This window comes from Microcoleus sp. CZ3-B2, assembly GCF_036705055.1.
GTDB lineage: Bacteria > Cyanobacteriota > Cyanobacteriia > Cyanobacteriales > Microcoleaceae > Microcoleus.
This window is the reverse complement of record NZ_JAUBTN010000007.1, coordinates 61,385-73,363: the sequence shown is the minus strand read 5'-3', so window position 1 is coordinate 73,363 and position 11,979 is coordinate 61,385. Positions and strand designations below refer to the sequence as shown.

10 protein-coding genes are annotated in these 11,979 nt (G+C 44.7%); 7 read left to right on the top strand and 3 right to left on the bottom strand.

All coding sequences use genetic code 11. The annotated features are described in order from the left end of the window. The first annotated feature begins 119 nt into the window (after window positions 1-119). From QUA97_RS04865 to QUA97_RS04840, 6 genes are all read left to right on the top strand, one after another. Window positions 120-1,331, top strand: a complete 1,212-nt coding sequence (locus QUA97_RS04865; RefSeq protein ID WP_333193521.1) for a glycosyltransferase family 4 protein — start codon at window positions 120-122, stop codon at window positions 1,329-1,331. Window positions 1,332-1,438: 107 nt separating this feature from the next. Continuing rightward, a complete protein-coding gene (locus QUA97_RS04860) occupies window positions 1,439-2,389 on the top strand; it encodes a glycosyltransferase family 10 domain-containing protein (RefSeq protein WP_194068885.1) in 951 nt (316 codons plus the stop codon). 45 nt (window positions 2,390-2,434) lie between these two features. Continuing rightward, a complete protein-coding gene (locus QUA97_RS04855; protein ID WP_333193518.1) occupies window positions 2,435-3,514 on the top strand; it encodes a formylglycine-generating enzyme family protein in 1,080 nt (359 codons plus the stop codon). A 66-nt stretch (window positions 3,515-3,580) separates the two neighbouring features. After that, window positions 3,581-4,555: an Npun_R2821/Npun_R2822 family protein gene (locus QUA97_RS04850; RefSeq protein ID WP_194068863.1), complete on the top strand. Its 975-nt coding sequence runs from the start codon at window positions 3,581-3,583 to the stop codon at window positions 4,553-4,555. Window positions 4,556-4,630: 75 nt separating this feature from the next. Then, window positions 4,631-5,509, top strand: coding sequence for an Npun_R2821/Npun_R2822 family protein (locus tag QUA97_RS04845; RefSeq protein ID WP_194068883.1), 879 nt, complete (start codon window positions 4,631-4,633; stop codon window positions 5,507-5,509). Between the two features lie 157 nt (window positions 5,510-5,666). Then, window positions 5,667-6,695, top strand: coding sequence for an Npun_R2821/Npun_R2822 family protein (locus tag QUA97_RS04840; protein WP_194068861.1), 1,029 nt, complete (start codon window positions 5,667-5,669; stop codon window positions 6,693-6,695). Window positions 6,696-6,797: 102 nt separating this feature from the next. On the opposite strand, the gene QUA97_RS04835 is transcribed toward QUA97_RS04840, so the two are convergent. The 3 genes from QUA97_RS04835 to QUA97_RS04825 all read right to left on the bottom strand — a co-directional run bounded on the left by QUA97_RS04835 (window position 6,798) and on the right by QUA97_RS04825 (window position 11,068). Beyond that, the gene (locus tag QUA97_RS04835) at window positions 6,798-7,172 is read right to left on the bottom strand and encodes a hypothetical protein (RefSeq protein WP_193973787.1); all 375 of its coding nucleotides are present in this window, start codon (window positions 7,170-7,172) and stop codon (window positions 6,798-6,800) included. Between the two features lie 352 nt (window positions 7,173-7,524). Continuing rightward, window positions 7,525-9,201 carry an ABC1 kinase family protein gene (locus tag QUA97_RS04830; protein ID WP_333193516.1) on the bottom strand — a complete coding sequence of 559 codons (1,677 nt, stop codon included), beginning with the start codon at window positions 9,199-9,201 and terminating at the stop codon, window positions 7,525-7,527. A gap of 718 nt (window positions 9,202-9,919) precedes the next feature. Further along, on the bottom strand, window positions 9,920-11,068 hold the full coding sequence (locus tag QUA97_RS04825) for a DegT/DnrJ/EryC1/StrS family aminotransferase (protein ID WP_194068857.1): 1,149 nt from the start codon (window positions 11,066-11,068) through the stop codon (window positions 9,920-9,922). Window positions 11,069-11,195: 127 nt separating this feature from the next. Between QUA97_RS04825 and QUA97_RS04820 the strand changes: the two genes are divergently transcribed. Continuing rightward, entirely contained in the window at window positions 11,196-11,972 is a 777-nt protein-coding gene (locus tag QUA97_RS04820) for an ABC transporter permease (protein WP_333193511.1), read from the top strand. Window positions 11,973-11,979 lie beyond the last annotated feature (7 nt).

The window sequence follows — 11,979 nt, the reverse complement described above, 5'->3', positions numbered from 1 at the left end:
TTCGATCTTGCAACTTACAAGAGAAAGAACTGTAGGAGGTGTTTAAGTTATTAAGTTTTCGATCCTTAATAGTCAACAGTCAACAGTCAACAATCAACAGTCAACAATCAACAATTCCTATGTCTAAATATTATGTATTTTTTACCAGAAATGTCTTGCCGCAACCCAATGTAGCGAGCTTAGTTCAAGTTGCACACTCTGCAAATGCCGCAGCAAATCTCGGTTATCCAGCAGTTTTGGTATACCTTCGCAAAGGCTGGAGTGCTTTAAATCCGGTTGATTTACTTTTTCCTTTTCAACCGAGAAAACCCGCTGACAAACTTGCCAAAATCTACAATCTTGAGGAAAAATTAAAAGTAGCAGATTTGCCAGTGCCTCACCTCGATTTTTGGGACAACAAGTGGACGAATGCGAGTACCATAGTTTGTAAATATTATTTACCAATTCACCTGCTAAAATCAACTAAAATCGTCCACAGCCGCGACTGGAACTTTGTCAAAGCTGCTATTAAAAACGGAATTCCCGCTATCTACGAACAGCACCACCATGAAGACAAGAAATTTGCACCAGAAATTGTGAGTAATCCTCTATTTCAAATTGCTGTAACTGTTGCAGATACTGTTCGAGAGAGTATGATTGAGAATGGGATGCCGCCAGATAAAGTAATTACGCTGCACAACGGTTTTAATCATTTGTTTCTCGCGAGACAAGCAGCAGCAGCCGAGAATTGGCGACAGCAATTATTAGCAGGTGACAGGCAGCATTTAGCAGTTTATGCGGGGGGACTTTACCCGTTTAAAGGTGTCGATATGCTGGTGGATGTGGCCGAGGAATTGCCGGAAGTTCAATTTGCGATCGCCGGTGGGGATTCATCCCAAGTTACAGCATACCGGAAATTAGCTAAAGAGAAGCAAGTTAACAACATTAATTTTCTCGGATACCTGCCTCAAAATCAACTGGCTAGCTTGCTGCAAGCTGCGGATGTTTTGACTCACCCTCACTGTTTGACAGAGGCCGCGACGTTCACGTCTCCTTTGAAGTTCTTTGATTATATGGCGTCGGGAACTCCAATTGTGGCGACGGAGATTGCATCTTTAAGGGAATTTAAATCGGGAAATATAGCAGCAACTTGGTGCGAACCGGATAACCCGCAGCAGTTTGCACAAAGCATTCGAGATTGTTTAACCAAGTATCCGAGGAAAATCGAAGGTTATGCAGAAACATTAAATTTTGTCAAGCAATTTTCATGGGAAAATCGGATTGAGAGGATTTTGAGTTATGTGGATGAGTCATTGGTAGGGTGCGTCAGTCCGCAGGCGACAGACAATTGATAAAATTATCAAAACAGACGCACCATTAACTGTGCGGTGCGTCAGCTTTTAAATTATCAATTATGGCGAAAATCACCCAAGCTGACGCACCCTACATACTACTAATTATGAACCCACAAATTCTCGGCACAATCACCACCTATCCAGGCATCAACCAAAGCGACTGGCTGTGGCAACAAACCCCCCAAAACTTCGGCAAATGGGGCAACATTCAAATGCTAGCAAATCACCCCAAACCTGATTTTTTACTGATGTATCAATTCGACTTTCCCCGATCGCCAAAACAGCAATCCTGGCTCGACAAAATCCGCCGTCCAAGCCCTCAAAATCCAGAAAATGACATTCGAGACAAATTGCGCGGTGTCCCCAAGGAACGCATAATTTACCTGATCCGCGAGCCACCCTTACCAGAAGTTATTGAGATTACTAAAACCAACTACGAACAAGCAAAACTTTATTGCGGCTACATTTCCGGGCCCGACGACTTCGCACCAAAACCCGATTATATGCCCGCGATTTGGTATCACTCTAACTCGTTTCGAGAACTCGATGAAATGCCTGCGCCGCCGAAAACTAAATCCTGTTCTTGGATTACTTCAGGTGTTAGCCGCACCGCCAACCACCGACAGCGATTATATTTTATCAAATTGCTGCAACAACAAAAATTAGACTTTGACCTTTACGGGCGAAACTTGCCAACTTGGGCACAGGGAAACGGTACTGTAAACAATAAATGGCACGCCGTCGCACCATACTATTACAACTTAGCTATTGAAAATTATGCAGAAAACGATTTGTATGTCAGCGAGAAGCTTTGGGATGCTTTGTTAGGTTGGTGTTTGCCAATTTATTACGGTGGTTCGGCGGCGGATAAATTGTTGCCGGCGGGGAGTTTTCTGCGGCTGCCGAGTTTGGATGAAAAAGGGGTACAATTTATTCAAGAGGTTGTGGCTAATGCGGATTATTGGCATGAAGCGAGGGAGAAAATTGCGGAAGCGAGGCAAATCATTCTCCATGAATTAAACTTGCTCAATTGGCTGTCCAATTTTGTATCTTAAGAAATAGTACAATGACAGAAAATCAAAATCAACCAAGAGAATACGATGCCGTACTCGGCGGTCAAAATCCACCCCCCCCTCGGTGCTGCTGTCTTAGGCGGGATTCCCGGTGTTAAGAGTCGTTTAGCTTCACCGATTGTCGAGGTGAAAATTGCTGCACTGTATGAAGCGCTGAAATATCGAGATGCAGGTTTAGATTTGATAGTTGGGGCACTGCAAGATGAATCAATGTTGGTGAAGTTTGTAGCCTATTCGCTGCTGAAGGATAGAGATGAACTAAATATAAAAGAGCAGTTAGACAAATATTTGCCTATTTTTGAATTTGATGTGATAACGGTTGATGCTGAAGGGAAAGAAAACAGTCGCCGCCGTCATTATGCTGACTTGTGCCTCGAAAACTTAGGTAACGGAGTTGTACTGGAAATGGTTTATATTTCCGGCGGCACTTTTATGATGGGCTCGCCAGCAACAGAGGAAGGTAGATACGATACTGAAAGTCCGCAGCATCAAGTAATAGTACCCGCTTTTTATGCAGGAAAATATCCCATCACCCAAGCACAGTGTCAAGCAGTGATGGGAAATAACCCATCGGGTTTCAAAGGTAAAAAACGTCCTGTAGAAACTGTATCGTGGGATGATGCCGTCGAATTCTGTGGCAAACTCTCACAAAAAACCGGGAAAAAATATCGCCTCCTGAGTGAAGCAGAATGGGAATACGCCTGTCGTGCGGGTACAACAACCCCATTTCATTTTGGGGAAACCATTACCCAAGAATTAGTCAACTGTGACGGAAGGTTGTCGTACGCAAACGCCCCTCAAGGACTTCCGCGTCGAGAAACAACAGATGTCGGGAGTTTTCCTCCCAATGCCTTTGGACTGTACGATATGCACGGGAATGTTTCGGAGTGGTGCAGCGATAGGGTTCACTCGAACTATAACGGCGCACCAACTGACGGAAGTTCCTGGGAAACTGGTACAGATAATAACCGGGTGCAGCGTGGCGGTTGTTGGTACTACCTTTCGGACGGGTGTCGTAGTGCCACTCGCTACGCGAACTCGGCGGATTATAAGTGGAAGCTCAATGGTTTTCGCGTAGCGGTAGCCTCGGTTTCTCCCTCGGCTTAGTTTTTCCGCGAAGACTCTTGTCTATCCTTTTACCCTTGAGCCATCTGCACTTTTTCCTGACTAAATATGAATGGAATTTGCACGCTAGCCAACGATACAGTTTACGACCAACTAATTGCCTTACTCAACAGTATTGAAGTTATCTTAGGCTCAAATACTCCGGTCTGTATTTATCCTTTCGACGACCAAATAGAGCAAATCCAAGCTGAAATTGTCAACCGTCCCAACGTCTTTATTTATGAAGATAGCGCATCTATTCAGCGATGGGATAAATTCATGCAAGCAGCCGCACCAGAGCGTTTGAACCGCAAAAAATTCCGGCTTTACGGCGCACATCGGCGCTTTTGCGCTTTCGATAGCCCGTTTGAAAAGTTTATCTATATGGATGCTGATACTTTGGTGATGAATTCTTTTGATGCGGTTTTTCAGAAGTTAGAGGAATCGGATTTTGTGGTTTATGATTTTCAATTTCTATCCCCAACTAAAGTATACAATATTCAGTCGCCAAAACTGCTCGAAGTTTTTGAGCAAAATCGGATTGATTCGGAAATATTTTGTTCTGGATTTTATGCTAGCAAGCAAGGATTGTTTGAGCAAAATACTAGGGAATGGCTGTTAGCTCAACTGCAATCTGGCGAGGCGGAAATTCTCTATGCAGGTGCGGGAGAACAGCCGTTGCTCAATTATATGGTGATGAAAACGAACCTGAAGAGCTATAATTTTGCTTATAGCCTCCCGGAGGTTGAGAAAACTGGGTGCAGCGTGACTTCCCAACATTTTGAAGAACGCGATAATATTTTGTATGATAAGGGAAATCGGCTGACTTATCTTCATTATATTGGCGTGCCGCCGGATTTAATTCGGAGGGTTTGTGCGGGGGAAAATATTGAGTTTCCCTATGGCGATTTGTTTCTGCATTACCGCTATCTCCGGGAGCCGGAAAAGCGTCCGGTTTTTACCCAAGCGCCTAAGTCTTATACTGAGGTTTCTCGGTCGAATTTGTTAACCAGGGTATTGAGAAGGTTGAGGATCAATGTTTGATTTTTAAACCGCAGAGGACGCAGAGAACGCTGAGAGAGAAGAGAGATGAGTTATTCTGATGTTAATGGATTTGATGTGAGTCGCGGTATTTATATTGTTGCTAATGATAGGGTGATGGAAAGCGCGATCGCCCTTATGGCAAGCATACGTCTGTACAATTGTCAAGTACCAGTTTTTCTGATCCCGTTTGACGACAATTATCAGCAAGTCGCGGCCGCCCTCAGCAGCCTCTACGGGGTGCATTTGTTCCCAAATCTGGAGTTTGTGGAACAGTTTACCAGAGAAATTGGCCAAATGTTCGATCGCACTTTTCTAGCCCTTCCCAGCAAAATGCGGAAACTCTGCGCCTGGTTTGGCCCCCTAGACGAATTTCTGTACATCGATACCGATATCATCGTTTTTGAAGACATCGCAGCCAACCTCAACAAACTCTCAGAAGTAGACTTTTTTTGCTGCGACTATCACCACCTCAGCGAAAAACTGCGAAATGTATTTTCACCTGTCATAAAAGAACAGAATATATTTACCGACTCACAGCTTCAAGATGTCTTTAACAGCGGTTTTTGGGCTTCCAGAAAAGGCACTATTACCGAATCGCAAATGTACAATATTTTGCGAGAATGCGCGCAGCATCGAGAATATTTTGACTTTACTCAAAATGTCACAGACCAACCTATACTAAATTACATGATTCTTAAGTTAATTCCCAAGCGCTGCAACTTTGTTAAAGCTTCAGCCGCAGAACCAGGAAGCTGGGCTGGTTCTACACATTTTCAGGAAATAGATTATGTGCTTTATGACAAAGGCAAAAAGTTAAAATATCTGCACTGGGCTGGGATACCAATTAAATCGGGTAGTCCTTATTGGGAATTGTGGAAACATTATCGTTACCTTCATGAGGAAGAGGAAAAACCAAATTTAGTGCAAAAATTATTTCGTGTTTTCACTAGGTGAGGAGACAATCATATGTTGTATCATTATCAACAAGGTTTGAAGAACAGGCATCTTGCCTGTTCCACAATCTATAAATTTTATTTCTTGTAGTGTGGGCATCTTGCCCGCACCTAAAAAGAAATATATATGCGCTGGGTTACTTATTAATTAAAAAACTATGACTGATGGCATTTATATTCTAGCAAACGATGTTGTTTTCGACCACTTAGTTGCTTTGTTAAACAGTCTCGAAGTCAATGGGGCAAAAGATATTCCCGTTTGTATTATTCCCTATGATGATAGGCTGAAAAAAGTGCGAGTAGAAATTGCAATTCGTTCTAATGTCACCCTCTTTGACAACACCGATTCAATTTATTTCTGGGAAGACTTTGCAACTCAAGCTTGGACATCTCACGCCAAAGCTCAAAAAGTTTGGCAAGCTAAAGGTTTGAAACCAGTTCACTGTTTGACCAGGCATCGGAAATTATGCTGTTTTGACGGGCCTTTTGACAAATTTGTATATTTTGACGCTGACACTCTGTTAATGGGTTCTCTGGATTACATTTATCACAAACTTGATGAATTTGATTGGGTAGCAAACGATTTTCAGTACAAATCCGACCTCAATTATGTGTTTGATTTATCATCAGATAAATTGCCACATATTTTCAATATAGACCAACTGCCATCTCATACTTTTTGTACAGGTTTATTTGCTTCAAAAAAAGAAATATTTAATAGAGAAAATTCTGTCCAACTGTTAGACAACTTAACATCAGGAGAAGCGGAAATTATGTGTTTGAGTGCATCTGACCAATCTTTATTGAACTATTTAGTAGCCCGCAGCAAAATCTCTTTTTATAACTTTGCGTATCATCAACCTGCTGGGGTAACGGGCAATCATTGGTCTTCTAAATTTGATGTGATAGATTATGTTTTATACGACAAAGGACAGCGGCTGACTTACTTGCACTACATGAGCATTTCGGCTGCCAAGTTTACTCGATTGTGTGCTGGGGAAGATGTTGGGATTCCCTACCGAGAGGTGTTTCTGCACTACCGCTATTTGAATTCGCCGGAAAAACTCCCAAATCTCGCGCCGCCCAATTTGTTGGTTCGTTTGGGTAGAAATTTCAAAAGTTGGGTAGTTAAAAAAATTAATAATATTATGTTTAAGTTGCGAAGTTTTGGGATTGATGGTGATTAGTTTGATTGTTTTTTTTGAACCGCAGATGTTGGCAGATTAACACTGAGAAACGCTGATGGGTTTTTATCTGTGTGATTCGCGTTTGTCTGCGGTTTAAGAAGTTTATTGTTCAAATGAATCTAAATCGAGCGCTTGGGAACCTCCGCGTTCGAGTTCGATTAAAAGTTTGTTTAGCTGAGTCCAAACCAACCACGCGGTGAGTAGTGTGAGAGGTAAAGCTAGAGCATAAGAAAGTAATTTTGGGAAGCCAAAAATCTCCACTCCCGAAGCTAAAAATACGCAAATTCCCCCGGCCATTCCGATGAAAGGTATGGATAATTGCAACCTTGGCAGGTTAGCTAGAGTACGAGTAGAGCGATTTTTTGACCACTGCTGCACTGCTTGTTTGAGTGTTGCTTCAAAAGCTAAGCCTGATGCCATACCTGCTAGCAATCCAGCGCTCATTAAAAAATATGGAGGTTCGGGAAAATAATACACGAATAATTCCTTAGTTTGGGTAATGGAAAATTGGGAAGTCAGCAGTCAGTAGTCAGTAGTCATTAGTTAGCATTTAGCATTTAGCAGTAAGAAGGAAATTATTTTTGCCTCTGTTTTCTGCATTTTAAAATTTGTGTATTCGGGACTTTTTTGTGGTCAAAAAAGTTAATTGGTCATTAGTAGTTGTCTTTTGATTTATAACTAATGACCACCCTCCGACTTGCTTCGGCTTAGCTCAGCACAAGTCGCTCATGACTAATGACTAATGACTAATGACTAATGACTAATGACTAATGACTAATGACTACTGACTAATGACTAATGACTACTGACTACTGACTGCTGACTAAAATTAAAGTCGAGTCAGTGCGGCTGTTCCTGCTGTGGAAAGCTCTGTTAAAGCGTCTAGAGCAACGTTGAACAGGCGGCTTGGTTGCAAGTCTTCTTTGACTAGGTTCCAAAGGCTGCTAACTTCTGCTGTGTGGAGGCGATCGTCTTCAATCAAAGCTAATATCAATTGGCGACGCAAAAACGATCCTTCTTCTGACAGCAAGAATTGTATGCCTAGTTGGGCGGTGGGTAGCAGGTCGAAACTGCGATCGGATCTGGCGATCGCGATCATGTCCTCTAATCTGTTCCACTGGAATTTGCCATCTTTGAATAATACCTCAATCAGGCGACGGCGCAATGCTGGAGATTCTCCGTTTAACAATCGGCGCGCTACGTAAGGATAGGCCACCTCGACTATCTTGAAATCGGGATTCAGCGTCAGGGCTAAACCTTCTTCTGTCACGAGAGAGCGAATGATTAAGGCAAATTTCGCGGGCACTCGGAATGGATAATCGTACATCAATTCCGAAAACTGGTCTGTAATCGTCTTGAAGTTAAAATCTGACACCTTTTCGCCGACTATATCGCCGAGTACAGATTCTAGGGCCGGGACGATCGGCATAATGTCTGTGTCTGGTGTCAAAAAGCCGAGTTTGACAAAATCCTGGGCTAACTGTAAGTAATCTTTGTTGATTAAATGAACGACAGAATCAACCAAGCTTTCTTTGGTTGTTTCTTCCATCTGATCCATCATCCCAAAATCGATGTAAGCCATGCGGCCGTCCGCTAAGGCAAACAAATTTCCCGGATGGGGGTCAGCGTGAAAAAATCCGTGTTCTAGCAACTGCCGCAAACCGCTGCGGACTCCGACTTCTATTAAGCTATCGGTGTCCAAGCCTGCTGCTTTCACGCTTGCGATGTCTGTCAGTTTGATGCCGTCAATCCATTCGAGTGTGAGAACGGATTTTGAAGTATAGCGCCAGTAGATACTCGGAACTTTTACTGTGGGGTCGTCGGCAAAATTTGTGGCAAATTTTTCGGCGTTGCGACCTTCGTTGATATAGTCAATTTCCTCGAATAGTTTAATGCCGAATTCATCGACTATTAAAGAGAGGTCGTGGCCGAGATTGAGCGGCAGCAAAGGGGCTAACCATCCAGCCGCCCAGCGCATTAAGTAAAGGTCGAGGCTCAAGATTGGTAGCAAGTTGGGTCGCTGAACTTTGACGGCGACTGCTTCTCCGGTCATGAGACGGGCTTTGTATACTTGACCGAGACTGGCGGCGGCGACTGGTTGGGGGGAGATTTCGCTGTAGGTTTCGCTAATGGGGCGATCGAGTTCTGCTTCAATAATCTCAAATGCTCGCGCCGAATCAAAGGGTGGCAATTGATCTTGAAGTTTGATCAGTTCTTCGAGAAAGTCTTTGCGAATTAAATCCGGTCTGGTAGAAAGGGCTTGGCCGACTTTAATGAAAGTGGGGCCCAAGCGAGTGAGTATTTGTCGCAGGTGGGTGGCGCGTTCCGGCTGGTGTGCTGCGGCTTCGTGCTGCCAACTGTCCCACAGCATCCCCAGCACGAAGCCTGCAAAAGACCAAATAACGGTAATTGCTCGCCAAATTGCTTTCCAAGGACGTTTGCGGTAATACTTAGCGATCGCTTGTGGATCGTAGCGTCTAGCCTGAGTGAATTTATACTGAGGCACTCGTTTATTTTCCTCTTATTTTATGAAAATTGCAGGTTAAATTGAAAATTTGAAATCGGGCATCGGGCGTCGGCCAAACAGGGCCTAAAAGCATCGGCCCGCGCAGGGCCTAAAAGCATCGGCCCGCGCAGGGCATCGGCCAAACAGGGCCCGCGCAGGGCATCGGCCAAACAGGGCATCGGCCAAACAGGGCATCGGCCAAACAGGGCATCGGCCAAACAGGGCATCGGGGATGGGAAGTTGAAAGTTCAAACATTCTTCCTTCTTCCTTCTTATTTCTTATTTCTTATTTCTTATTTCTTATTTCTTCCTTCTTCCTTCTTCCGACGGACATCGGACTTACATCCGTTACATCCCGTACATTGCTCGTTGCCGAACTTCCTTCTTCCGACGGACATCGGACTGATGACGTTGGACGGAAAGCTCGTGGGGGACAGCAAAACATGACTAATGACTAATGACTAATGACTAATGACTTCTTCATCACGATCGCACCGCCAATTTTAGGCGAGCGGAAGATGTACCCGTTCTAGGCGGATTATCAGCCTAAATTTTTTTCTTTTCATTAATTAATGATAGTACATAAAAGTACAAGCGATCGGTCAAAATACTTAATATATTTCCCTGACCGCTGCACCAGTACGGCACTGCAACCCTGCAATTTCTCTGTTTTGGGGCGTTTCTGTCGATCGGGCGATCGGGCCAAAGCTACCGGATGCTACCGGCTATGTGCCAAACAATCTTTGAGTCCATAAATCGCCCGCTCTTGTTGATCCCTCGAAAGTTCGGGAAACATCGGTAAAGACAAGACTTCGCGACAAACTTGCTCTGCCACAGGTAAATCACCGACGTGATAGCCCAAAGATTTGTAAACAGGTTGCAGGTGCAAGGGTAACGGATAGTAAACCATCGAACCGATGCCGGATTCCTGCAACCGCTCCCGCACCGAGTCCCGGAAATTGCCAGAGGAGTTTGGCCGGTCTTCTTGACTTATCAGCCGAATTGTGTATTGATTCCAAACTCCCTTAGCTGCTGGCAATTCCTTGGGGACAGCAACTCCGGGCACGCGGGAGAGAAATTCGTTATAAACGGCTGCTTTTTCGCGCCGCTGGGCGTTCCAACTGTCGAGATACCGCAATTTAATGCTGAGAATCACCGCTTGCAGGGCATCTAAACGGCTGTTGTAGCCGATTTCCTCGTAGAAATACCTAGAAGACTGTCCGTGTTCTTTGAGCATTCTCATGGAAGCTGCGAGGGCTGCATCGTTTGTTGTCACCGCGCCGCCGTCACCGCAAGCGCCTAAGTTTTTGGTGGGATAAAAGCTGAAACAGCCGACATGGCCGATGCTGCCGACTTTTTGAGACTGCCACAGGGCCCCGACAGACTGGGCGCAATCTTCAATTACGGCTAAGTTATGCTTGGTGGCAATTTCCATCAACCGAGTCATGTCTGTGGGTTGACCGAAGATATGCACGGGCATAATTGCCTTGGTTTTTTGGGTAATTGCCGCTTCGAGGAGTTCGACATCCAAATTAAAAGTCTCGCTGTCAATATCGACAAATACCGGAGTTGCACCGACGGCGCTAATTGTCTCAGCCGAAGCAAAAAAAGTAAAAGGAGTGGTAATCACTTCATCGCCGGGGCCAATTTTGAGAGCTCGCAAGGCCAAAATCAGCGCATCCGTGCCCGAGTTGCAGCCAACGCAGTCGGAAACGCCGGTGTAGTCGGCGAATTCTCGTTCAAAACTTTTCACGGCGGGGCCGCCTATGTAGCCGCCAGAGGCGAGCACTTTTTGCACCGCAGCGGTTATTTCCTCGCCGATCTGGGCGTACTGCTGGCTTAAGTCGAGGGGGGGAACTTTATTCACTCTTCACACCAAAAATTTCAACCATTATCACAGCAAATTCTTGCAGCAAAACTGTTTTTGAGAAACGTTTCTTCAAATATTTTATAGTTGGAGGGGCAAACAATCACTCGATCGAAAGAGAGCGCCGATGTTAATTCAGCTAGAGTTTACTGATTTGGGTTGGGCTTTGGGGATGGTGGCGATCGCGATCGGGCTTTCGGCGTGGCAGGGATTGGGATTGGAGGGGGCGATCGCGATCGCGGCGGGCCGCACCCTGATCCAGCTAATCCTAGTCGGCTACGTGCTGGCCGTCGTATTTGCCCCGGAGGGAAAAAATCCTTGGGTGGTTTTAGCAGTTTTAGCAATCATGCTGACAACAGCTAGCATGGTAGCTAGCAACCGCATCAGCAAAAAAATCAAGCACTTACTACCGTTAGTTTCGGGTTCGATTTTGATTAGCACGGCCTTGACTTTGGGCTATACAAACTTGCTAATTTTGCAACCTGACCCCTGGTACGAACCGCAGTATTTGATTCCCCTAGCGGGGATGATTTTGGGCAATGCGATGAACTCTGGGGCGATCGCCGGTGAAAGACTTGTCAGTACAGTTAACAGCAGCCAGTTAGAAATAGAAACCCATTTAAGTTTAGGTTCCACACCGCAGCAAGCAGTAAAACAGTACCGCAAAGATGCCATCAAAGCGGGATTAATCCCGACATTAAATACAATGACAGTGGTAGGAATTGTGACATTGCCGGGAATGATGACAGGTCAAATGCTCAGCGGTGTGAGCCCGATAGATGCAGCATCTTACCAAATTTTGATTATGTTTGTGTTAGCGCTGGCAACTTTAATCGCAACTCTGTTGTTGACTGAGGGATTGTGCCGCAGTTTTTTTAATCAAGATGCACAGTTGATAAAATGATAATTGG

Bases quoted from the DNA above. Each gene is read 5' to 3' on its own strand.
- QUA97_RS04820 (WP_333193511.1), top strand. From the start codon at position 11,196: ATGTTAATTCAGCTAGAGTTTACTGATTTGGGTTGGGCTTTGGGGATG.
- QUA97_RS04850 (WP_194068863.1), top strand. From the start codon at position 3,581: ATGAATGGAATTTGCACGCTAGCCAACGATACAGTTTACGACCAACTA.
- QUA97_RS04860 (WP_194068885.1), top strand. From the start codon at position 1,439: ATGAACCCACAAATTCTCGGCACAATCACCACCTATCCAGGCATCAAC.
- QUA97_RS04840 (WP_194068861.1), top strand. From the start codon at position 5,667: ATGACTGATGGCATTTATATTCTAGCAAACGATGTTGTTTTCGACCAC.
- QUA97_RS04865 (WP_333193521.1), top strand. From the start codon at position 120: ATGTCTAAATATTATGTATTTTTTACCAGAAATGTCTTGCCGCAACCC.
- QUA97_RS04855 (WP_333193518.1), top strand. From the start codon at position 2,435: ATGCCGTACTCGGCGGTCAAAATCCACCCCCCCCTCGGTGCTGCTGTC.